The sequence below is a fragment of the Rhodothermus marinus genome (assembly GCF_009936275.1).
Classification (GTDB): Bacteria; Bacteroidota; Rhodothermia; order Rhodothermales; family Rhodothermaceae; genus Rhodothermus; species Rhodothermus marinus_A.
Window position 1 is genome coordinate 1,413,586 of the sequence record NZ_AP019797.1, and the last position, 21,963, is coordinate 1,435,548.

A 21,963-nucleotide genomic window follows, 5' to 3' on the forward strand; every position below is an offset into this window, starting at 1 on the left:
TTAACTGTCGTTTTCAAACCAAAAACAGGTTGCACGATGAAGATCGATCTCACAGGCAAACGTGCACTGGTGACGGGCGCCGGTCGTGACATCGGCCGCGCCATTGCCGAAGCACTGGCACGTTGCGGTGCCGCCGTAGCGGTGAACTACCGGGCCTCGAAAGACCAGGCGGAGGAGGTGGTGCAGGCCATTCGCGCCGAAGGCGGCACGGCCATCGCCGTGCAGGCCGATGTCACCCGGGCCGACGAGGTGGAGCGCATGATCCAGGAAGTGGTGCAACAGCTCGGCGGCAACCTGGATATTCTGGTCAACAACGCGGGCGGCCTTGTGCAGCGTTCGGCCATTGCGGATATGCCCGAGGAGTTGTGGGATCAGGTGATGAACGTCAACCTGAAGAGCGTTTTTCTGGTAACGAAGGCCGCGCTGAAGCATTTCAACGACGGAGGCGCCATCGTCAACGTCTCGTCGCTGGCGGCGCGCAACGGAGGCGGAAACGGCGCCGTGGCCTACGCCGCGGCAAAAGGCGGGGTGCTGACCTTCACGCGCGGGCTGGCGAAAGAACTTGCTCCGCGGAAAATCCGGGTCAACTGTGTTTCGCCCGGGCTGATCAACACCACCTTCCACGACCGCTTTACGCCGCCCGAGGTGCGTCAGCGTGTGGCCAGTTCGACGCCGCTCGGCCGTGAGGGCGAGGCCTCTGAGGTGGCCGCCGGTGTCGTCTTCCTGGCGTCTGATCTGGCCTCTTACATCAACGGCGAATCCCTGGAAATCAACGGTGGCCTCTATTTTGTCTGAGCCAGCCCGCTCTGCGCATGGAGATGACGACAAAAAATCAATCGAAACGGTTTGTTTTCGGTCAGGAAGTGCCCTGGGAGGATCTGGGCGGAGGCATCCGGCGCCAGATTCTCGGCTACGACGAGCACCTGATGCTGGTGCGGGTGCTCTTTGAGAAAGGAGCGGTAGGGGTGGTGCATCATCATCCCCACCGCCAGACCACCTACGTGGAATCCGGCGTGTTCCGGGTCCGTATCGGAGACGAGGAGGCCATCCTGAAAGCGGGCGATGGCTTCTTCGTGCCGCCCGACGTGCCACACGGTGCGGAGGCGCTGGAGGCAGGGAGCCTGATCGACGTATTCGCACCGGCACGTCGATCTTTCCTGGGCTTTGACGAAGATTGACAGGTTCATGGGGACGCCTCACCTGCAGCCTGGCAGTGCGGGAAGATCCAGACGCTTCCCGCCGGGCATTCTGGCGCTGGCGGCGTGGCTGCTCGTCGGCTCCGTCGCCAGCGCCCAGAACCCTTATGAAACCTATACAGGCTTCACGGTCCCGACCGAAGCCGTCCTTCCGGACAGCGAAGTACACCCCTCGCTGTGGTTCTCGGCCGAGGAGCTGGCCACGATCCGGGCCCGGTGGCAGGATCCGGCCTATGCCGAGCTGGTGGACGAGATCAAGCGCGACATCCGGGACTTCAAAAACCGCAACCCCGAGGCCACCGATCCGGGCGAACGGGCCCGGATGGCCAAGACGCTGGCCTTCGCCTGGTTGATGGAAAACGACATCGTGGCGCTGGTAAAAGCGCTTGCGACACTCGACGTGGCCTACGACAACGTGCCCCAGCGCTACGGCTCGGACGTGTTCGACGGCGAATACGACGAGATCTACCGGGCCACGTGGTTGCAGAACTACTGTGCCGCCTACGACTGGCTGTACGACCAGCTCGGGCCTGAGCTGGAGGCCGAATTGCGGGCCAAGCTGGTGGCCGAGGCGCAGTTGCTCTACACCTACATGAACCAATACGCGCCAAGGCCGCACAACCACCGCTCCAAGCCGGCCTATGCGCTCGGAACGGCGGCGCTGACGCTTTCCAGTCATCCGGATGCGGCAAAGTGGCTGAGCTTTGCGCTCGACCGGCAGAACAGCGTCACGAAGTACATGTTCAGCAACGAAGGGGTCTATCGCGAGGGGCCCCACTACTACGTCTTCACGCTGGTCAATGCGATTCCCTTTCTCTGGCATTATCTGCACGTGTCGGGCGTGAATCTTTTTCCGTACTATCAGCCAGCCTTCGAATGGCCCATCCGTATCCGAAACAGCCGCGGGTGGATGCCCAACATCGAAGACGGCTACATGAAGCCCGCGCCCACGCACACCGTGGCCGCCGCCTATCGCAATACACCGACCCTGCTGCACAGCAGCGCGCCGCTGGCCGAGATTCTGCAGTGGAACTGGCAGACTACCCGGTTTTTCACCCAGAACTACACCGGCGCCACGAATGACGTCACCTGGGAGATCGACGTGTTGCTCTCCTGGGACGCGAGTATTCCGGCAACGCCTCCGGACGTCTCGCCCACGCAGATCCTGCAGAGTGGCCAGGTGGCGTTTCGCAATGCGTGGACCGACGAGGGGGCGGCTTCGCGCTATCTGCTTTTCCACGGCGTGGCCTCGGCCGACAACCACGACCACCCCGACCACCTCTCGTACGTGGTGGATGCGGCCAACACGCCGCTGGCCGTGGATGCCGGTTACGGGCCGGAGGGCTTCAGCGACGACCGGCGTAGCTGGTACACGTCGCCTCAGGCCCACAACACGGTCACGGTCAACGGTTACCCGCTGGTCGATTACAGCACGGCGCGGAACGAAGGTCCACGTCTGCGGCACGCGCTCGACACGCCGTTTTACGACTTCGCCGAAATGCAGGCCCGCAGCCAGGGCGTGGCCGGCGGCGCCGAAGTACGGCGCGGCATTGCGTTTCCTGAAGAACGTTTCTGGGTGGTGTACGACCTGGGCTCCTCGGACAACGAGGCCAGCTACCAGGTGCACCTGCACGGGCGGGGGACGTTTGCGCGCAACGGTTCATGGCTGACCTGGACCGCCCAGCCTGACACCTACGGCGAGGGCGCCCGCCTGCATGCGGCGTTCGCCGGCAACCGCACGCTGACGATTTCGGAGAACTCCGGCTGGACGAGTCTCTACTGGGGGCATGAGGAGACGCAGACCTACGTTTCCGTGCGGCAGACGGCCACCGATCCGGTCTTTCTGCACGTGCTCTATCCGACTCCGTTAGACGGAACGCCCCCGGCGCTGGTGGACCGGAGCAGCTCCGGCATCGTCAGTCTGGAGCTGACCGAAGACGCGGGCATCACCAACGTGGCCGTGCAGCGAGATCAGGTGCTGCGAACGGCCGGGCCGCTGGCGACCGACGCGATTTTTGCCTGGACCCGGCGCGTGCAGGGGAGCATCGTGCAGTTCGCTCTGACCGAAGGGCGAGAACTCCGGTGGGAAGGGCGCCTGCTGCTTTCGGCCAGCGACACGCTGACGGTGGCCGTCGATCGCTCCGATCCGTCGCGTCAGTTGCTGTATGTGGAGCCGTTCACCGGACAGGCCGAGTTGACGCTTCGGCTGCTGCCCGACTCGGCCACGCCGCTTTCCGTAATGCTCGACGGGCAGCCGCTGGCCTTCGAGACGCCGGAGCAGGGCACGGTGCGCTTCCGGCTCAGCGGCGATCAGCTCGGAGCCGGCAGCGTCATTGTGGTAACAACGAACGTGGCCTCGGCCGCCGAGCCCCATGAGGCGGCCACCGCAGGTTTCATGATAGAGGGACCCTATCCCAACCCCACGTCGGGGCCGATGCACTTTCGGCTTGTACTGGCCCGACCGGCGCATGTACGAGCGGTGCTGTACGACGTGCTGGGACGTCGCCTGGCGACGCTGTGGGATGGGGCGGTGGGAGCCGGACAGACCGAATTGACCTGGGACGTGGGACGCCTGTTGCGACAGAAACTGACGCCAGGGCCCTATCTGATCAAGGTGGAGGCCGACGGCGTGCGCAGGGTAGTCCGGGGACTGGTTAGCAGATAGACGCGCGGCAAACTTCCCGGCTGTGTGGCGGAGAACGGTACAGGGTAGAGCCGGGCGTGCCCGCATGGCGCGGCAGTCCGTCTCCCCGTTGACTTTCTGTCGGTGTCGTCCAAGCAGGAGGTAAGCAATGCGCAAAGTTAAAGGCCTTCGCTGGTGGATTATCAGCCTGATCGCGATTGCCACTGTCATTAACTACATCGACCGGGGTGCGCTTTCGATCCTCTGGCCCAACATCTCCGCCGATCTGGGGATGACCAAAGAGGATTATTCCCTGATCGCCATCATGTTTACGATTGCGTACGCGATCAGTCAGACGCTCTCCGGGCGGCTGTACGACTGGGTCGGCACGCGCCTCGGCTTTGTCATTTCGATCACGGTCTGGTCGATTTCCATTGCGCTCCATGCCATTGCGCGGAGCGTGACCAGCTTCAGCATCTTCCGATTTCTGCTCGGGCTGGGCGAGGCCGGCAACTGGCCCGGTGCCACCAAGGCGGTGGCCGAGTGGTTTCCGATCAAAGACCGGGCGCTGGCGCAGGGCATTTTCAACGCCGGGGCCTCCATCGGGTCCATCATCTCGCCGCCGCTGATCGCCTTCCTGTACCTGTGGCTGGGCTGGCAGGCGACCTTTGTGGTGCTGGGCGGACTGGGTCTGCTCTGGCTCATTCCCTGGGTGATCGTCTACAAGGCGCTTCCAGACCGCCATCCCTGGCTGACCGAGGAGGAGCGTCAGTACATTCTGAGCGGACAGAAAATCGAAGATGCCGAGGCGGAGGATGAACGGGTGCCTGGCTTTTGGGAACTTCTCTCGTACAAACAGACCTGGTCGGTGCTCGTGTCCCGCTTTTTCCTGGACCCCATCTGGTGGCTTTTCGTGTTCTGGCTGCCCATCTACCTGCACGACCGGTTTGGCTTCGACATCCAGCAGATCGGCCTTTCGGCATGGGTGCCATACGTGGGAGCGGCCGCCGGGGCGCTGTTTGGCGGCTGGTACGCCGGTTTCCTGATGCGTCGGGGCTGGACGGTGGACAAGGCCCGCAAATGGGCCATCACGCTCGGCGGGCTGATCATGCTACCCGGACTGCTGCTTACCTCGATTGCAGCCCATCCCGTCGTGGCTGTCCTGTTGATCGCCGTGGTGCTGTTCGGATTCCAGGTTTCCATCGGCAACATCCAGACGTTGCCCAGCGACTTCTATTCCGGAAAGGCCGTCGGGTCAGTGGCAGGTATGGGCGGGACCACGGCCGCGCTCGGGGTGATCATAACAACCTGGCTGGTTCCCAAGCTGGTGGTGGCCAGTTACGTACCGTTTTTCCTGATGGGTGCCATGCTGGTGCCGCTGGGTGTGCTCTCTGTGTACGTGCTGGGTGGCCGCATTCGGCGTGTACCACTGCGTCGGCGGCCCTGAACTCTGAAAGCGCACCTCCAGGCGTGCGGTAGCTGCGGAGCCTGGGAGCCTTCAACGTGCCTGGTGAAAAGTGTAGGCGGTCGGCCGGGTTGGGCTCAAAACGTTGCGCTACGTGCATCTTTGCGGCGCCGCTGTTATTATTGGACCGAATTATCGGTTCGTCTGTTTGATTTTGATCAATGCGCCGCGCCGCGCTGCTTTTTACTCTGTTCTGGGGTGTTGTCGAAGGCGCCCATGCCCAGTGGTATGGCGTGACCTATCGGCCGCCCGGGGTGCATTACCGGGTGCTGCGCAGTCCACACTTTGAGCTGATCTACCAGCAGGGACGTGAGGCCGAAGCGCGCGCGGCGGCTGCGCTGCTCGAAGCGCACTACGACAGCGTGCGGGCCCTGGTGGGGCTGCGCCATGACTTCCGGATGCCGGTGATCATAAGCGACTACCGGGATCAGGGTAACGGCTTCGTCTCGGCGCTGCCGTTTCGACAGGAACTCGACGTGGCGCGGCTGCGCGGGCTGGCCGTGGCGCCCACGACGCACTCCTGGCTCCATGCGGTGGTGCCGCACGAGCTGGTCCACGCCGCCCATGCCGAACTGAATGCCGGGCTCGGTATCGGGTGGGGACTGCGGCTGCTGGGGCCTGACTGGAGCCGTCTGCTCAACCTGTGGGCACCCGCCGGCTTTGCAGAAGGCGTGGCCGTCTTCTACGAAAGTCGCATCGAGGGAGGGGCCGGCCGCCTGCACTTTCCATTTTTCAATATGGAATTCCGGGCGGCCATGGCTTCCGAACGTCCCTGGCGGCTGGCCCAGCTCCTGGAAGCCTCGACCTACACCTGGCCCTTCGATCGCCACTACAACGGCGGCGGCCATCTGTATCAGTACCTGGTCGAGAACGGAAAGCCCGACTTCTTCCGACGCACGACGCGCTGGTTTCACCGCATGCCGCTGACGGGTTTCGGCGTGGCTTTCTGGTACGGCACGCGACAGTTTCCGGCCACGCTGGGCCGGCGTTTTCGTCGGGAGGCCCGGGCACAGGTACTGGCCGATCTGAAGCGTCGCGCGCCGTTCACCGAGGTACAGGTGGTGCGCTCCGAGCGCGGGTTGATCCTGCGCCGGCCTTACTGGCTCGACAACCGCACGCTGGTGGTCTACGCCTTCGGCTATCAGGAACGGCCCGGCTACTACCGGATCGATGCCAGCACGGGCCGCATGACGCGCCTGCGCACCTTCGCCACCACGGAGGACTATCTGTATGCGCCGACCGCCGACCGACAGGCATTGCTGGTGGCCCGCTACGTGCCCGATCCGCTGCTCTCAGGACGGCTTTCGGCCGAGGTCTACCGGATGGATCTGAATGGAAAGGTGCAGCGCCTGACCCGTGGCGGGCGTGTCTACGCGCCGGTGGAGGCGCCGGACGGTAGCATCTGGGCGCTTCAGAACGACGGCTTCTACAACCGCTGGGTGCGGATCGGGGCGGATGGCAGCATTACGCCGGTGGCCGCCTTCAAGGAGGTCTTTTTCGTGCAACTGGCGCCCGCGCCACAGGGGGATCGAGTGGCCGTGCTGCTGAATCGGCACGGTCGTCAGGGATTGTTCGAAGCCCGGATCGAGTCGGACGGCCGCGTAACGCTACGGCCCTGGCTGGCCTTTCGCCAGGGTGCCATCTACGACGTGAGCTGGAGCGCTGACGGCCGCTGGCTGCTCTTTACGGCCGATCCCGACAGTGTGCCGAACATCTACGCGCTGGAGGTGGCAAGCGGCCGCGTGCGACGGCTGACGAACGTGGCCTTCGGAGCCCTGGAGCCGGCCCTGTCGCCCGACGGCCGGCACCTGGCTTTCATTCACTACCGGCACGAGCGCTACGAGCTGGTGCGCATTCCCTTCCGGCCCGAGGCGGCGCCCAAAGTGCCTTCGACGGAGCTGGCATCGTTCTCGCTGCAGGCTGTGGCCGCACACGAAGCCGATCCGGTGGCGTTCGACGGGCCGCCACGGCCCTATCGGGCCTGGCGCTATCTGTGGCGGCCACGTCTGACCTATCTGGTGGGCGATCTGCCGCAGGGTGATCCGGACGGCTACGGCGAGGGGCTGGGATGGGCACTCGGACTGGGGCTGGAAGGCACCGATCCGCTCCAGCGCTGGGTGTACATGGCGCACGGCTTCTACCGGCAGGACCGGCTCTGGGGCAGCCTGTGGCTGAGCTACGGCGGCTGGTCCTTCCGGCCCGGACTGTTCCTGTACGATCTGCCATCCTCGGCCCTGGTGCGCTTCAGCGACGGCGCGATCCGTCGCGTCGGGCGCGAGCGACGCGGGGTGGCCGTCAGTGCCAATCTGCCCGTGCTGCTGGAGTCGAACGTGTACAGCTCTTGGCTGCTACTGACGCTGATCGGCCGCAGCGAGCAGGAGCGCTACTTCTGGCACCGCCAGTCCGACCACCCCACGCTGCTGCGCGACACGCGACAGACGGTGGAACCCATCGTGACGGTGGCCTACCGGCTGCAGCAGAACCTGCGCGACCTGATGCCCAACCAGGGATTGAGCTGGACGACCCGGGCGCTCTGGGACCTGCGACGCACGACGCTGGCCCGGCGCGAAGCCTACCGCTCCAGCCTGCATGTGTACCTGCCGCTGCTGGCCCGCTACAACGTGGGACTTCGGCTCGAGGCCGGGCTGCTCTGGCAGAACCGGGGCGACGTGCTCGACCTGACCACGTTCCTGCCGCGCGGCTGGGAAGACGCCTTCCTGGGGCACGGCACGTTCGGACGGCTGGGCACGCTGGCGCTCGTGCCCGTGAAGTTCATCGACAGTGGCCTGGTGATCCTGCCGCTCTACGTCGATGCGCTGTACCTGTACGGCTTTGCCGAGACGGTTCGGATCCTTGACGGCGAAGTGATAGGGCCACGTGATCTCAGCGCGATGGGTGGTGGGGCCGGGGTGCAGTTCCGGCTCTTTTCTCATCTGCGGCTGGATCTGCGGGCCGGCATGGCCTATCGCCTGCGCGACGGAAAGTGGCAGACCGTCTGGCGCTGAGCGTTCAGCGTGTCGCCGAAGTGTCGGCCAGCACCTCGGCAACGGCCGCCAGCACCTCGTCGGTCGTCCAGCGATTGCCCCGCCAGATGCGTCCGATGCGTCCGTCCGGCATCACGAGCGCCGTGGTCAGGTTGTGGATAATCTCACCGCCTTCGGTCTCGTAGTGTACCCCGAACTGCGCGGCCAGCCGGCGGATGGTGGTCGTGTCGCCCGTGGCAAAGATCCAGTGGCGGGTGTCGTCCGTGTAGTGCCGTGCGTAGCGTCGCAGGACCGAAGGCGTGTCGTAAGCCGGATCGAAGCTGATCGTGAGCAGGCGCGTGCGATCGCCGAAACGCGCTTTGAGCGGTTCCTGAAGCTGCTGGAAGCGGCGCGACATGAGCGGGCAGAAGTCGGGCACCGGGCAGCGCGTGTAGATGAACGTAAGCAGCAGGGCGCGGCCCTGCAGGTCCGACAGGCGGAGTTGCAGGCTGTCCTGCGTCAGCAGCGTGGCTTTGGGGAGCGGATCGCCTTCCTGCAGCAGAGGCAGGCCCTGAAATGCAGGCGGCGCGCCGGCATCCAGGTTCAACCGGGTGCCCGGCGGCAGGCGCCGGATGTCGGTGATCCAGGCGCTGTCGCGCGTCACGTGGAAAGTGAAGGCGATCTGGTCGCCCAGGGAAAGGCGGGACACGGCCGTCGTATCCGGCGTGCGAAATGGCATTGTCATGGCCGGCATGTAGCCGGGGATCTCCTCGTGCTGAATGAAGAGCGTGTGCGGGTCGTCGCCGAAGCCGACCACACGGCCACGCACTTCGTAGGTGCGGGAAAACCGACAGCCCGTCAGTAGCAGAGCGGCAAGAAGCAGCAGGCGCGGCATGGCATCGGGAAGCGGTTCGTTCCGGGTACGTCCCGGATACGTCGGATCGGCACGGCGGATCTGCTTTTGCCAAAAACTCAGGAACGGCGATTCCTGGCCGATTCGATGGCTTTCAGGAGCTGCTGGCGGGTGAAGGGTTTCGTCAGGTACTCGTCGAATCCTTCCTGCAGAAACCGGTCGCGGTCTTCCGGGCGGGCGTAGGCGGTAAAGGCGATGGCGGGCGTGTCGCGGTAGGTGAGGCGCTCACGGAGTTCGTGCAGCAGGTCGATCCCTGTGCGCTGCTCGCCCAGGTTGATGTCGAGCAGGAGCACCTCGGCATGCTCCTGACGGGCCAGCTCCAGCGCTTCATCAAACGTGGCGGCCAGCAACAGGTCGAAGTGCTCCTGCAGAAAATAGCGCAGCAACAGCCGCGTCTCCGGGTTGTCTTCGACGGCCAGCAGCCGCGGCTTCGAGGGTTCCGACATGGCCAGTGCCCCTGTTAGCGTGACCGGTTACGTAGAAAGAATCGACAAAATGGATCGGCACTTAACCCATCTGCCACAGCAGCAGAAATTGCCAGGTGCGCCGGATGTTCCGTGTCGGTGTTTCCTCCAGCGTGGTGGTGTGCCGTAGCTGCAACAGCAGGCGCGAAAAGGGACGCAGTTGCAGGCGCAGCAGCGTGCGCTGACCCCGGTCGCTCAGCGCCGCCAGCGCCATGCTGTAGCGCAGGCCGGGCTCGGGCGCGTAGAGCAGCAAAGCCGTGTCGCTGTCGAAGAAGGTCAGACGGGCGTCAAGCTGCAGCCAGGGGCGGGGCAGCCAGCGCACGCCCTGGTAGAACAACCAGCCGGTGTTGCGTTGCTCAGATCGGGTGCGGCGGGCGTGCTCCAGACGGGCTTCCAGCCGCAGCGTGGAACTGAAGGCGTAGGTGCCGTGCCAGCGGAGGGACAGGTAACGCTCGGGCGCAGTCGCTTCGAGCAGGGACGCCCCGGGACCGGGCGCTGCCGTACGTTGTTCGGCGCGATCGTGCCGGACCTGCAGGTAGGTCTCCAGCCAGGGACGCGGGCGCATGGTGAGCCGGAGCCAGTGTGTGCGGCCGATGGTGGGCCAGAACTGTCCGTAGCGGGGCCAGGGGAGCCGGTACTGATCGACCGCGGCCAGCAGTTGCCAGTCCGGCGCCGGCGTGAGCTCCAGACCGACGTAACCGCCCGTTTCGCCGGTAGGCGTGCCGCTCCGGGTGTCGAACGGATCGCCGTGCAGGCTGACGAAGCGAGTGGGCAGGTGACGCACGGCCAGCGTAGCCCGGGCAATGCGGCCCATTGGCCCCGACAGTGCCGCCACCAGGCCGAAGGGACGGCCGAGCGTGCCGCCGACCTCGGCGCTCAGCAGCGTCCGGCCGAGCAAAAACTGTCCGAAAGCGCCCAGCGCGTGGGCCGTGCGGCCGCGCCAGGCGTGTCGGTTGTAGAGGGCATCTCCGGGCTGCAGCGGATGGGCAAAGTGCGTCGTGTAGCCGACCAGACCCAGCTGGCCGCGGGCATGCTCGAAGGTCAACGCACCGCCCAGCACGTCGCTACGCAGCACCCCTTTGCGGCTGCGCTCGGCCTCGGTGCGGTGCAGGCCCGAAGCGGGGAGGCTGACGACGCCGGCCCGCAGCGTGGCTTCGAGCGTGTCGAGGCGGGCATCCAGCCAGCGCCGTGACCCGAAGAGCGAGAGGTGCAGCGCCGAAGCAGGGGCCAGCGTCAATGCCAGGCCGCGAAAGTAACGTACCTCGTCGGTGCCGCTGTAGGGCGTCAGACCCGATCCCTGGCGCAGCGGCGCGTCGGCCGCCGCCTGGTAGCTGTCGATGGCGGGCATGGACCAGAGCGTCAGTCCGGCGCCAAAACGGGCGCTGAAGTCCCCTACGATGAATTGCTCCAGCCATCCCGAACCGCGCCAGGCCACGAAACCGGCCTGATGATCGAAGCCGTAGGTGCGTGTGGCCGGATCCCAGCGAAAGGGCTCGCCCGGGTCGCTTTCGAGCGTGAGGGCCGTTTCGAGCCGGCCGTAGCGCAGCCGCAGGCGCGTCTGGAGCCGGAGCGGCGGGCCGGGATAGCGTACGTCGGCCTGTGCAGGAACATGGTCGAACCGCTGGAGCACGTAGCCCGATGGGCGGACGGGGCTCAGGAGCGAGCGGACGGTCACGAACGGCCGGATGCGGGCCAGCAGCTCCGGCGTGAAGCCCTCCACGCGAAGCAGTTCGTCCACGTTGGCAAATGGCCCGCGTCGGCGGTGCGCCACGATTTGCCGTGCCAGCAGTGGCGAGAGGCCGGGAAGGCGGGCCAGCTCCCCCACCGGGGCCGTGTTCAGGTCCAGCGGATCCTGCAGCCGCTCGTCCAGCCAGGCGGCCAGCTCCTCCAGAGCCTCCGGATCGAGCGTCAGTCCTTCCAGCGCTGCTTCGACGGGTGAGGCCGGAGAGAGCGTGTCCGGCACGACCTGTCGGGCAAATGCCGGCGTCGCAACGAGTAGCAGGATGCCAAACAAACGCATGGCGGCTCAGCGGACCAGCGTCAGTGAAAGCGCAGGCGACCACCCCAGCACGGCGTGGTATTCGGCGGCCGCGTCGGCCTGGATCGGTCCGATTGTCAGTCCGAAGCCGGCCGTGATGCGTTCAGGGAGCGTGCCCGTGCCGACGCGGAGCGTGAGCACGGGAAGCGCCTGCACTTCGAGTCCCGCCCGGAAGTCGGGCGCAAAGCGCAGTTCCTTGTACACGTCCACCAGCAACCGGAACGGTGCGGCCGGGTGGTAGGCCAGTCCCAGACGCAGCGTACGGGGCAGTGCCTCACGGCCGGCCAGCCGGGGCGCGTTCAGATTGGTGGCGGCCATGCCCACCGTCAGCCACGGGAAAACCTCGGCCTGCAGGCCTGCCCAGAGGCCGAGCGCGCCGGCCGCCCCGTAGCGTTCGATGGCCACGTGCTGGTAGCGCAGGCTCAGGCCCAGGCGGAGCGGCCGACGGGTGGCCGGATGCAGCGTGCGGGCCAGCCCCAGCCAGAGATGCGTCTCCCGGTAGGCGTCGAAGCCGAACGTGCGCGCGCCCAGCGCCATCGTCATGCGCGCTACGGGTTGCACGTAGGTGGCCGCACCCAGCCGCAATGCTTCCAGCCCGTAGGCCTGACTGACCGTGAGCGACAGCGCCGTCCGCCGCCAGTCGGCCCAGGCGGCCGGATTCGCGTGCGCCCAGACGTCGGCCGTCAGGGCCGTGGTGGCACCGGCCAGTGCCACGGCGCGGGCACCCCCTTCCAGCGACTGGCCCTGTGTGCCTCCGGTCAGTGCCGCCACGAGCAACACGCACCACAGGCCGATGTGTCGTCTTCGGGACATGGCAGCAGTAGAAAATGCAGGATGCCCACTGCAAAACAGGGACAATTCGGCGCAACCGTCATGGGAAACCGGCGCCACGGCTTGCCGTACCATGGGCCGGTATGGCTTCAGTCAGACGACACCGGCTCAGGGCATGGCTGTTCGGGTTGGGGCTGGCGCTGCTCCTCGTGGCGCCGCTCCGGGCCCAGGAGTTGAATTGTTCCGTATCGGTCAACTATCAAAAGCTGCAGGGCTCCCAGTACGACTACTTGCGCGAGCTGGAAGATCAGATCCGGCGCTACCTCAACGAACGGCGCTGGACGAACGACGCGTTCGAGGACATCGAGCGCATCGACTGTACGGTCCAGATCTTTTTTGAAGAGGCCGTTACGCTGACGCGCTTTCGAGCCCGGCTCGTGCTGGCCACGCGCCGGCCGATCTACGGCACCACGCAGTACACGACGGTACTCCAGCTCAGCGATCCGAACTGGGAGTTCGAGTATCCGCAGGGCACGCCGCTGATCTTCAACCTGGAGCAATTCCACCCGCTGACGTCCGTGCTCGACTTCTACGCCTTCATCATTCTGGGGTACGATTACGACACGTTCAGCGAGCTGGGCGGCACGCCGTTTTTCGAGCAGGCCCGGCGCATTGCCGAGCTGGCGCAGGCGGCCGGGGCCAACGGCTGGAACCAGATCGGCGACGACCGCAGCCGCGTGGCCCTGATCACGCAACTGCTCGACCCGCGCTACCGGGCGGTCCGGCAGGCGTACTTCAAGTATCACTTCGAGGGGCTGGATCACTTCGTCCAGGATCCCGAGGCGGCCCGTGCCGCCGTGCTCGACGTGCTGCGCTCCCTGGAGGCACTTTATCAGGAAGTGTCCCGTCCCTACGTGATGGATCTGTTCTTCACGGCCAAATATCAGGAGCTGGCGGCCATTTTCGAAGGATCCCGCTTGGCCCAGGAAGCTTTTTCGATTCTGAGCGAGCTGGACCCCTCTCATCTGTCCGAGTACAACCGGTTGGCGCAGTAGCGCTGTAAAGAAGTCGGCAAATGCCGCCCGACGTTTTGCACTTATTGGAAGCGTTTCCGAACTTGAGAAAGGCCTGCCGGATCATGGCGGGCGAGGGATGGGCTGCTGCGCCCGTCTGAGGCAAGTTTTCGGCCTACCATTCCCAGAAACCAACTTGTTCAGAACGTTATGCCGCGCAAACCAAAGCCAAAGTGGCCGGCCGAGATCAACGGCCATCGCCTGCATCCGGAAAGCCTGATGATGAGCTACGGCTACCGACCCGAGTGGTCGGAAGGCGCGCTCAAATGTCCGATCTTTCAGACCTCGACGTTCGTCTTTCAGTCGGCCGAAGAGGGCAAACGGTTCTTCGAACTGGCCTACGGGCTGCGCGAGCCCCGTCGGGCCGAGCAGCTCGGGCTCATCTACAGCCGCCTGAACAATCCAGATCTGGAAATTCTCGAAGATCGGCTCACGCTCTGGGACGAGGCCGAGGAGGCCGCCGCTTTCGAGAGCGGCATGGCCGCGATCTTCACGTCGCTGCTCACGTTCCTGCGGCCCGGCGACGTCGTGCTGCACAGTGAGCCGCTCTACGGCGGCACCGACTATCTGCTCAAGCACATCCTGCCCGAGTGGGGCATCGAGCCCGTGGGTTTCCTGGCGGGCACGCCCGAAGACGAGGTGCGGGCGCTGATCGACGAAAAAGGTATCGGCGAGCGGCTGCGCGTGCTCTACGTGGAGACGCCGGCCAACCCCACGAACCGGCTGGTGGACCTGGAGGCGTGCGCCCGCATCGCTCGCGATCATGGCCGCCCGGACCGTCCCGTGCTGGTCATGGTGGACAACACGTTCCTGGGGCCGCTCTGGCAGCATCCGCTCAAGCATGGCGCCCACATCGTGCTCTACTCGGCCACGAAGTACATCGGCGGTCACAGCGACGTGATTGCCGGGGCGGCACTGGGCGCCAGCGAACTCCTCAAAGCGATCAAGGGCACGCGCACGTTTACCGGTTCGATGGCGGGGCCGTGGACGGGCTGGCTGCTCATGCGTAGCCTGGAGACACTCAAGATCCGCATGGAAAAGCAGGCACGCAACGCCCGACGTGTGGCCGACTTTCTGGCCGAGCACCCGAAGGTGGAGCGTGTCTACTACCTGGGACACCTGAAAGAAGACGATCCCCAGTACGAAATCTTCCAGCGCCAGTGCAAGAGTCCGGGCGCGATGATTTCGTTCGAGATCCGGGGTGGCGAGGCCGAGGCGTTCCGCTTCCTGAACAGCCTGAAGCTCATCAAGCTGGCCGTGAGTCTGGGCGGGACCGAGTCGCTGGCCGAGCATCCCGCCACCATGACGCACTCCGACATTCCGCCCGAGGAGCAGCGCCGCATCGGCATCCGCGAAAACCTGATCCGCCTTTCGGTCGGCATCGAACACCCCGCCGACCTCATCCTCGACCTGGAACAGGCCCTGGAGGCGGTGTGAGGAGATGAACCAAAACAGAAAAGCCCCTGCATCGGTGCAGGGGCTTTTCTGCTGGTGCGAAAGGGGGGACTCGAACCCCCACGGCCTTGCGGCCACGAGATCCTAAGTCTCGCGCGTCTACCAGTTCCGCCACTTTCGCACGTTCTCCATGCACGGCTTAAATATATTCCCGAAGGAAGAGAGGTTCCAGTGCGTGGTGCGCGGAAAAGCCTGAAAATCGCTATTTTTGAAACGGACTTTAAACAGCAAGAGGAATCCCATGAAACCGACCCTGCGCGTGCTGCTGTCGCTGAGCCTGGCACTGCTCGTCGGATGTGCCACCAGCCAGCCCACCACGACCTCGGAAGCGCCTGCCCGACCGGCACCTCCGCCGCCGCCTACCACCGTACCCGAGGCGCCGCTTTCGCCGCGGATGGTCCCCTCGCTCGACACGGTGCGGGCCGGGCGCTTCGACAACGGCAAGATGTGGACGTTCGACGATCCGCCCATCGACTATTTCGCCGAGGCCTACGGCTTCCGGCCCGACTCGGCCTGGTTCCGGGAAGCCCGGCTGGGCGCGCTGCGCATTCCGGGCTGCTCGGCCTCGTTCGTCTCGCCCAACGGGCTGGTGATGACGAACCACCACTGCGGTCGGGAAGCCGTCGTGGCCGTCAGCCGACCCGGCGAAAACCTGCTCGACAACGGCTTCTACGCCCGCTCGCTCGAGGAGGAGCGCCGCGCCGAAGACTACTACGCCGACCAGCTCATCGAAATCCGCGACGTGACCGATGAAGTCTATGCTGCGCTGGAAGGGGCCGAGACGGACGCCGAACGGGCCATGGCCCGCCAGCAGGCCATTCAGGAGATCGAACAGCGGCTGCTGGAAGAAAAAGGCGGGGAGGAGGCCGGCTACGTCGTCGAGGTGATCTCGCTTTATAACGGCGCCAAGTACTCGGCCTACATCTTCAAACGCTACCGCGACATGCGGCTGGTGATGGCGCCCGAGCTGCAACTGGGCTACTTCGGCGGCGACCCGGACAACTTCACCTATCCGCGCTACGCGCTCGACGTGACGTTCTTCCGCATCTACGACGAAAACGGCCAGCCGCTGCGCACACCGCACTACTTCCGCTGGAGCCGGGAGGGTGTCGAGGAAGGCGACGTGGTCTTTGTGATCGGCAATCCGGGTTCGACGAGCCGGCTGCAGACCGTGGCCCAGCTTGAATTCCGGCGCGACGTGCTCGAACCGGCCATCCTGCGGCTCATCCAGACACGCATGTCCGCGCTTCAGGACTATCTGCGTGAGCTGCCCGACGGACCGGAGCGCGAAGAAATCCGCAACGAGATCTTCTCGCTCAGCAACGCCGAAAAGCTCTACACCGGCCGCGTCAAAGGGCTGCGCGATCCCTATATCATCGCCCGCCGTCGGGATGCTGAGCGGCGCTTCCGGGAGGCGCTGCGCCGCGATTCGACGCTGGCACGCAAATACGATCCGCTTTTTGACCGCATGGCCGAGCTGGTCAACCAGCAGCGTGACTATGCGGCCGAACTGCAGGCCTTTCTGGCCTTCAACCCGAACAGCAGCCTCAGCAGCACGGCGATTCGCCGGGCCATTCTGGCCTACATCTACCTGAACCGGAAGCAGGCGGGCGCTTCGGACGAACAGCTGGCCGAGCTGCGCGACGAGATCCTTTCGGTGGACGATCAGCCCAAAGGCGTGCAGTGGCGCTATCTGAAGGCACGGCTGGAGGATTTCGTCCGCTACTTCGGCGAAGACAGCCGCCTGGTCGACCAGATCCTGCAGGGACGCGCGCCCGAGGCGGTGGCCCGCCACATTATCGACAACACCGTGCTGAGTGACTCGGCCCGGACGGCGCAGGCGCTGGAAAGCGGCACGCTGACGATGGACGACCCGGCCGTGCAGCTCGTGGCGACCGTCTGGCCGCGCTTCCAGGCATTCCAGAGCGCCTGGGCGGGCATTTCGGCCCAGCAGCAGGAGATTGCCAGCCAGCTCGGCCGCGCCCGCTACGAGGTCTACGGCACCTCGGTGCCGCCCGATGCTACTTTCTCGCTGCGCATCGCCGACGGCGTGGTCAGGGGTTACTCGTACAACGGTACGATGGCGCCGCCTTACACCACCTTCTACGGCCTCTACGACCGCTACTATGCCTTCGGACCGGGCACCGACTGGGATCTGCCCGAGCGCTGGCTGCATCCGCCCGAAACGTTCGACCGCTCCACGCCTCTCAACTTTGTAGCCACGGCCGACATCATCGGCGGCAACTCGGGCTCGCCGGTGATCAACCCGAACCTGGAGGTCGTCGGACTCATCTTCGACGGTAACATCGAAAGCCTGCCGGCCGACTACATCTACATGCCCGATCGCGGGATGCGGGCGGTGGCCGTGGACGTGCGGGGGATTCTGGAGGCACTCGACGAGATCTACGATGCCGACCGGCTGGTGCTGGAGCTGACCACCGGCCAGCTGGTGCGCTCCGAGGAAGAGGCCGATGCATTGATGAATAGCGGACGCTGAGATGAACCAACGCGCCTGGATTGTTGCGCTGAGCCTGACGCTGGCTGCGCTGAGCCTTCGGTGCGCCGGTCCCCGCGAGACGGCCCGGATCGTCGAGGCGCCGCCGCTCGTGACCGAAGCGGAAACCACCGCGACGACCGGCATGCGGGCGGCGGCGTCGACGGCTTTGCCGGGGCTCGATACGGTGCGGGCCGGACGCTTCGACACGGGACGGCTCTGGACGTTCGAGGAGCCGCCCCTGGACTACTGGGAGGCCACCTATGGCTTCCGGCCCGACTCGGCCTGGCTGGCCCATGCCCGCCTGGGTGCGTTGCGGCTGGTCTTTGAAAGCGGCCGTTGCTCGGGCGCCTTCGTCTCGCCCAACGGGCTGGTCGTGACGAACCACCACTGCACCTGGGAGAGCCTGGACCTGATCGATCGGCCCGGCGAGGCGCTGCTGGAAGAGGGCTTCTATGCCGACTCGCTGCAGGGCGAGCGGCGATTGCCCGGACTGTACGCCGAGCAGCTCCTGGAAGCGCGCGATGTGACGGAGCTGATCGTGCGCGGGCTGGAGGAGATCCGCGACGACGTGGAGCGTGAGCGCCTGCGCAATCGGCGTCTGGAGCGGCTCAAGCAGCAGCTCGAAGCCGAAGCCCGGGACCGCGACACCAAGCTGCACGTGGAGATCGTGCCGCTCTACTACGGCGCCCGCTATACGGCCTACACCTGGCGGCGCTATCACGACGTGCGCCTGGTGATGACGCCCGAGCTGCGCGTTGGCTACTTTGGCGGCGACTTCGATAATTTTACCTATCCACGCTATGCGCTGGACGTCAGCTTCCTGCGTGTCTACGGGCCGGACGGGCGTCCACTGGAAAGCCCCTGGTACTTCCCGTGGCGTACCGAAGGGGCCCGGCGCGGCCAGCTCGTCTTCGCCGTGGGCAATCCGGGCGCGACGCAGCGCCATCTGACCGTCAGCCAGCTCGAATTCGAACGCGACTATACGCTCCCGCAACGGCTTCGACTGCTGCGCCGCCGGGCGGAGGTGCTGGAACGCTACATCCGGCAACAGCCCGATTCGGCCGACATCTACGGCCTGCGTAGCGTCTATTTTGCGCTGAAAAACACGATCAAGGCCACCGAGGGACAGCTCCGGGGCCTGCGCGACCCGTACCTGCTGGCCCGCAAGCAGGCGGCCGAGCGGGCGCTGCGCGACAGCATGATGGCCAGCGACTCGCTGCGCAACTATTTTGGCAACGTGTTCATGCAGCTCGAGGCGCTGCAGCGCAGCAAGGCGGCGGCCGCGCCGCAGACGGCCGCCTTTCAGTTTTTCGGCACGAGCACGCTGCTGAGTTCGCACATCCTGCTGCGGGCGCTTTTCGGCTACGCCCACGATCTGATGCGCCAGCGCGGTGCGTTCCCGTCCCGGTTGGAAGAATTGCGTCGGGAGGCGCTCCGGATTCGGGACTGGCCCGATTCGGTCGAGGTGGGCTACATCACGGCCCGACTCGAAGAGCTGCGCGACTATCTGGGACCGCAGCATCCGAGCGTGCAGCGGCTGCTGGGCGATCGCTCGCCCGCCGAGGTCGCCCGCGACCTGGTGGCTCGCACCGCGCTGAAAGACTCAGTGGCCTTCGCCCGGCTGCTGCGCGAGGGGTATCTGAACAGCGGCGACGCTTCGGTGCCCGTGATCGAAGTGCTGGGGCCGCTCTACTTCACGCTCGGCCAGCAGCTCGACCAGTTCGAGGCACGCGAGCGCTTCCTGAACGCCCGCCTGGCGGCGCTGCGCTTTGCCGTCTACGGCCACTCGGTGCCGCCCGACGGTACGGGCACGCTGCGCATCGCCGACGGCCGCATCGAAGGCTATCCTTACAACGGGACGCAGGCTCCGCCGTTCACCACGTTCCTCGGGATGTACGATCGGTTTTACAGCTTCCGGGGACGCAGTGGCTGGAACCTGCCGGCCCGGTGGCTGACGCCGCCCGAGGCGTTCGAGCGCGCCACCCCGCTCAATCTGGCGGCCAGCACCGACATCTCGGGAGGCAGCTCCGGCTCGGCGCTGATCGATCAGGATCTGCACCTGGTGGGCGTGGTCTTCGACAGCAACATCGAAGGACTGGCGGGTGAATACGTCTACATGCCCGATCGCGGCATGCGGGCGGTGGCTGTCGATAGCCGGGGCGTGCTCGAAGCGCTGTGCGACCTGTACGGCGCCGATCGGCTGGTGCTGGAACTGACCACGGGCAAGCTGATCCCCGACGAAGCTACGGCCGAAGCGGCGCTGGTCGGCGAGGTGGAGTAGCGGCGGCTTCCAGCGCGGCGACAATGGCGGGCGTCACGTCGCGCAGGTCGCAGGCGTGGCAGAAAAGCTCGGCGCCGCGACCGCGGGCGATCAGCGGCACCGGGTTGCGCGTATGCGTGCGCACGCGCAGGTCTTCCAGGTTGCCGTGGTCGCTGGTAACCACAAGCAGGTGGCGTTCGGGATCGAGCAGTTCCAGCAGCGCCGAAAAGAACCGGTCCAGCGAGGCCAGCACCGCCCGTGCTTCGTCCATGTCCTGATGGTGCCCGGCCTGATCCGTCAGAAAGTACTCGAAAAGCACGAAGTGGTGTTGCTGGAGCAGCATTGTCAGATGGCGGGCGGCTTCGGCTTCGTCGATAGGCGTGACCGGGAACCCTGCTTCGTGCAGGCGCCGGCCCGTCAGGTCGGCGGCGACGGCCTCGCCCCGGGCCAGATCCTCCAGCGTGCGGAGCCGCACGTCGGCTTCCCGGCAGCAGCGGGTGGTGACGCTCCAGCGGTCGCGTCGGCGGGCCTGCTCGAAGAATACGGGCGGATAGGCATTGGCAAAAGCTACCGAAAGCCCTCGGGCTTTCAACCGGCGAAAAATGTTATAGCGGGCCAGCACGGCGCGGGTTCGGGAGTGGGCGTAGGGACCGTAGTGGCGTCCGGCGATGCGTGGCGCGTTGAAGCCGGTCAGCAGGGCGGTCTGCCCGGTGCCGCTCTGGGGCAGGCCGGGCATGCCCAGCGTGGCATCCAGGTGACGGAAGACGTGCCGGAGCCTGGAGAACGGTCGCGTCTGGTCTGTCCAGCGCTGGCCGCAGGTGAGCCGTTCAAGGCCGGGCCAGTTCTCTGCGAATGGATTGCGCGGATGCGGTGGGCCCAGCCCGACGCCGTCCAGAAAGACGAACAGCACGTGCGGGCTCATATGATTTTCCGGGCATCATGGTGCATGTGTGCGGCATCCCATGACCCCCTCAGTCGCTTCGCGACAGCTCCCCCTGAAAGGGGGAGCAGGGTCTGTAGGCTACGGCTGGTGGTGGCGACGGGTACCTGGGCGCGTTTCAGCGTCGAAGCTTTCTCGTATGTGCTTCCCCCCTCCCTGCCAGGGAGGGGGCCAGGGGGAGGGTTGCTCCTGCGGGTTGCTGGCACCGACGTTCAGGACGTTGGCGTTGGCGGTTGGCGCCGCTTATTCTGGGCTGAAAGCACGGACACATGGGATGTTGCGCTATCATGTTCCAGTAAATCAGCGATCACATATCACTCGGCCGGGGAGGTGCGGCGGGCCGCTTCGACTACCCATTCAAAGTCCACCGATTCGCGGATAGGGTGCACTTCGGGCATGGTGCGTGTGCTGATGCCGAAGACCGGCCGGTGCGCCTGAACGGCCCAGTCGAGCGCCATATGCTCGGGGGTTTCGTCCCGGGGTTCAACGAAAACCGCCGCCTGGGCCAGCGCAGCCTGCACGAGCGCCCGCTGGCGATCACGCCGGTCGCTGGGCCGCAGTTCCATGAGGAAGGGCGACAGCAGCAGACCGCCGGCCCGCAGCGTGGCAGCGGCCACCGGGCGCATGGGCGGAAGGAGCTGGGCCAGTCCGGTATGGGCGACCATGATGGCCGGATGGGGACGGGGCGCGTTGTGGCAGAGCTTCTGGAGGGCCACATCGAAGCCGGAAAGCGCCCCGGTCACCGGAACGCAGCCGGCTTCGATCAGGTGCAACGTCAGGTCCTGCGCGCGATCGTAGGCCGCATCGGAGATCGGGGGACGGGCCAGCAGCGCGACGGTGGGCTGCGCCAGCAGCTCCAGATTCCCGTAGGCAAAAAGCAGAAATGGACGCTGATGTTCGGGGAGCGCTTCCAGACCGGCAGGCCAGACATCATCGTGCGGCGTCAGCACCCGGATGCGTTTGGTAATCAACGTAGCCAGTTCGGCTTTCGCCTGCTCCTGCATTTTTTGCAGGAAGGCCGCATTGGAGAGCTGAGCCAGCAGGCGGATGCCTTCGGGGCGGTGGCCCAGGTGATTGCGAAGCGCCTCCGGTGGCTGCGACGACAAGGCCTCGAAGCTCCCGACGTGACGTACGAGCCACCCTGTTGCCGTCCAGTCGTCGGGCAACAATCGGGCAAGCGTCAGCGCAAAAAGCGTGGAGGCCGTCACGGCGTCTACATGGTCCTGCTTGCAGGAATGTAACGGGTTGCCCTGTCGAATGCAACCAACATCATGGCATTTTTGCCATATACTTTCTTCCAGTATC

15 protein-coding genes and 1 tRNA gene are annotated in these 21,963 nt (G+C 65.6%); 9 read left to right on the forward strand and 7 right to left on the reverse strand.

All coding sequences use genetic code 11. From position 1 onward, the window contains the following. Positions 1-36: 36 nt before the first annotated feature. The 5 genes from GYH26_RS06175 to GYH26_RS06195 all read left to right on the forward strand — a co-directional run bounded on the left by GYH26_RS06175 (position 37) and on the right by GYH26_RS06195 (position 8,289). Positions 37-795, forward strand: coding sequence for an SDR family NAD(P)-dependent oxidoreductase (locus GYH26_RS06175; RefSeq protein WP_161540903.1), 759 nt, complete (start codon positions 37-39; stop codon positions 793-795). A 17-nt stretch (positions 796-812) separates the two neighbouring features. Beyond that, positions 813-1,178 (forward strand): cupin domain-containing protein, encoded by a 366-nt coding sequence (locus GYH26_RS06180; protein ID WP_161540904.1) that lies wholly within the window; start codon positions 813-815, stop codon positions 1,176-1,178. Between the two features lie 7 nt (positions 1,179-1,185). Next, positions 1,186-3,861, forward strand: coding sequence for a heparinase II/III domain-containing protein (locus tag GYH26_RS06185; RefSeq protein WP_161540905.1), 2,676 nt, complete (start codon positions 1,186-1,188; stop codon positions 3,859-3,861). 127 nt (positions 3,862-3,988) lie between these two features. After that, positions 3,989-5,266: an MFS transporter gene (locus GYH26_RS06190; RefSeq protein WP_161540906.1), complete on the forward strand. Its 1,278-nt coding sequence runs from the start codon at positions 3,989-3,991 to the stop codon at positions 5,264-5,266. A 179-nt stretch (positions 5,267-5,445) separates the two neighbouring features. Beyond that, positions 5,446-8,289, forward strand: a complete 2,844-nt coding sequence (locus GYH26_RS06195) for a PD40 domain-containing protein (RefSeq protein WP_161540907.1) — start codon at positions 5,446-5,448, stop codon at positions 8,287-8,289. Between the two features lie 4 nt (positions 8,290-8,293). Here GYH26_RS06195 and GYH26_RS06200 read toward each other — a convergent pair whose 3' ends face one another. The 4 genes from GYH26_RS06200 to GYH26_RS06215 all read right to left on the reverse strand — a co-directional run bounded on the left by GYH26_RS06200 (position 8,294) and on the right by GYH26_RS06215 (position 12,475). After that, a complete protein-coding gene (locus GYH26_RS06200) occupies positions 8,294-9,142 on the reverse strand; it encodes an SCO family protein (RefSeq protein WP_161540908.1) in 849 nt (282 codons plus the stop codon). A gap of 77 nt (positions 9,143-9,219) precedes the next feature. Continuing rightward, a complete protein-coding gene (locus GYH26_RS06205; protein ID WP_161540909.1) occupies positions 9,220-9,606 on the reverse strand; it encodes a response regulator in 387 nt (128 codons plus the stop codon). A gap of 61 nt (positions 9,607-9,667) precedes the next feature. Next, on the reverse strand, positions 9,668-11,644 hold the full coding sequence (locus GYH26_RS06210; protein WP_161540910.1) for a helix-hairpin-helix domain-containing protein: 1,977 nt from the start codon (positions 11,642-11,644) through the stop codon (positions 9,668-9,670). A gap of 6 nt (positions 11,645-11,650) precedes the next feature. After that, the gene (locus tag GYH26_RS06215; protein WP_161540911.1) at positions 11,651-12,475 is read right to left on the reverse strand and encodes a hypothetical protein; all 825 of its coding nucleotides are present in this window, start codon (positions 12,473-12,475) and stop codon (positions 11,651-11,653) included. 101 nt (positions 12,476-12,576) lie between these two features. Here GYH26_RS06215 and GYH26_RS06220 point away from each other — a divergent pair, with 101 nt between their 5' ends. Together GYH26_RS06220 and GYH26_RS06225 are read left to right on the forward strand one after the other, a co-directional pair. Continuing rightward, positions 12,577-13,488, forward strand: coding sequence for a DUF4835 family protein (locus tag GYH26_RS06220; protein WP_161540912.1), 912 nt, complete (start codon positions 12,577-12,579; stop codon positions 13,486-13,488). A 168-nt stretch (positions 13,489-13,656) separates the two neighbouring features. Then, entirely contained in the window at positions 13,657-14,943 is a 1,287-nt protein-coding gene (locus GYH26_RS06225) for a cystathionine gamma-synthase family protein (protein ID WP_161540913.1), read from the forward strand. Positions 14,944-14,995: 52 nt separating this feature from the next. Here GYH26_RS06225 and GYH26_RS06230 read toward each other — a convergent pair. Beyond that, positions 14,996-15,082: transfer RNA gene (locus GYH26_RS06230), tRNA-Leu, on the reverse strand. Between the two features lie 120 nt (positions 15,083-15,202). On the opposite strand from GYH26_RS06230, the gene GYH26_RS06235 reads away from it, so the two are divergent. Together GYH26_RS06235 and GYH26_RS06240 are read left to right on the forward strand one after the other, a co-directional pair. Continuing rightward, positions 15,203-17,458 carry a S46 family peptidase gene (locus GYH26_RS06235; protein ID WP_161540914.1) on the forward strand — a complete coding sequence of 752 codons (2,256 nt, stop codon included), beginning with the start codon at positions 15,203-15,205 and terminating at the stop codon, positions 17,456-17,458. A gap of 1 nt (position 17,459) precedes the next feature. Continuing rightward, complete coding sequence (locus tag GYH26_RS06240) at positions 17,460-19,739, forward strand: S46 family peptidase (protein ID WP_161540915.1); 2,280 nt, start codon at positions 17,460-17,462, stop codon at positions 19,737-19,739. Here the strand turns inward: GYH26_RS06240 and GYH26_RS06245 are convergent. Further along, a complete protein-coding gene (locus GYH26_RS06245) occupies positions 19,702-20,640 on the reverse strand; it encodes an alkaline phosphatase family protein (RefSeq protein WP_161540916.1) in 939 nt (312 codons plus the stop codon). The two genes, GYH26_RS06240 and GYH26_RS06245, sit on opposite strands and share 38 nt — an antisense overlap. 332 nt (positions 20,641-20,972) lie before the next feature. Beyond that, positions 20,973-21,866 carry a DNA-processing protein DprA gene (locus GYH26_RS06250; protein ID WP_161540917.1) on the reverse strand — a complete coding sequence of 298 codons (894 nt, stop codon included), beginning with the start codon at positions 21,864-21,866 and terminating at the stop codon, positions 20,973-20,975. Positions 21,867-21,963 lie beyond the last annotated feature (97 nt).

Bases quoted from the DNA above. Each gene is read 5' to 3' on its own strand.
- GYH26_RS06240 (WP_161540915.1), top strand. From the start codon at position 17,460: ATGAACCAACGCGCCTGGATTGTTGCGCTGAGCCTGACGCTGGCTGCG.
- GYH26_RS06245 (WP_161540916.1), bottom strand. From the start codon at position 20,640: ATGAGCCCGCACGTGCTGTTCGTCTTTCTGGACGGCGTCGGGCTGGGC.
- GYH26_RS06205 (WP_161540909.1), bottom strand. From the start codon at position 9,606: ATGTCGGAACCCTCGAAGCCGCGGCTGCTGGCCGTCGAAGACAACCCG.
- GYH26_RS06185 (WP_161540905.1), top strand. From the start codon at position 1,186: ATGGGGACGCCTCACCTGCAGCCTGGCAGTGCGGGAAGATCCAGACGC.
- GYH26_RS06210 (WP_161540910.1), bottom strand. From the start codon at position 11,644: ATGCGTTTGTTTGGCATCCTGCTACTCGTTGCGACGCCGGCATTTGCC.
- GYH26_RS06235 (WP_161540914.1), top strand. From the start codon at position 15,203: ATGAAACCGACCCTGCGCGTGCTGCTGTCGCTGAGCCTGGCACTGCTC.
- GYH26_RS06180 (WP_161540904.1), top strand. From the start codon at position 813: ATGGAGATGACGACAAAAAATCAATCGAAACGGTTTGTTTTCGGTCAG.
- GYH26_RS06215 (WP_161540911.1), bottom strand. From the start codon at position 12,475: ATGTCCCGAAGACGACACATCGGCCTGTGGTGCGTGTTGCTCGTGGCG.
- GYH26_RS06200 (WP_161540908.1), bottom strand. From the start codon at position 9,142: ATGCCGCGCCTGCTGCTTCTTGCCGCTCTGCTACTGACGGGCTGTCGG.
- GYH26_RS06195 (WP_161540907.1), top strand. From the start codon at position 5,446: ATGCGCCGCGCCGCGCTGCTTTTTACTCTGTTCTGGGGTGTTGTCGAA.
- GYH26_RS06225 (WP_161540913.1), top strand. From the start codon at position 13,657: ATGCCGCGCAAACCAAAGCCAAAGTGGCCGGCCGAGATCAACGGCCAT.
- GYH26_RS06175 (WP_161540903.1), top strand. From the start codon at position 37: ATGAAGATCGATCTCACAGGCAAACGTGCACTGGTGACGGGCGCCGGT.
- GYH26_RS06190 (WP_161540906.1), top strand. From the start codon at position 3,989: ATGCGCAAAGTTAAAGGCCTTCGCTGGTGGATTATCAGCCTGATCGCG.
- GYH26_RS06220 (WP_161540912.1), top strand. From the start codon at position 12,577: ATGGCTTCAGTCAGACGACACCGGCTCAGGGCATGGCTGTTCGGGTTG.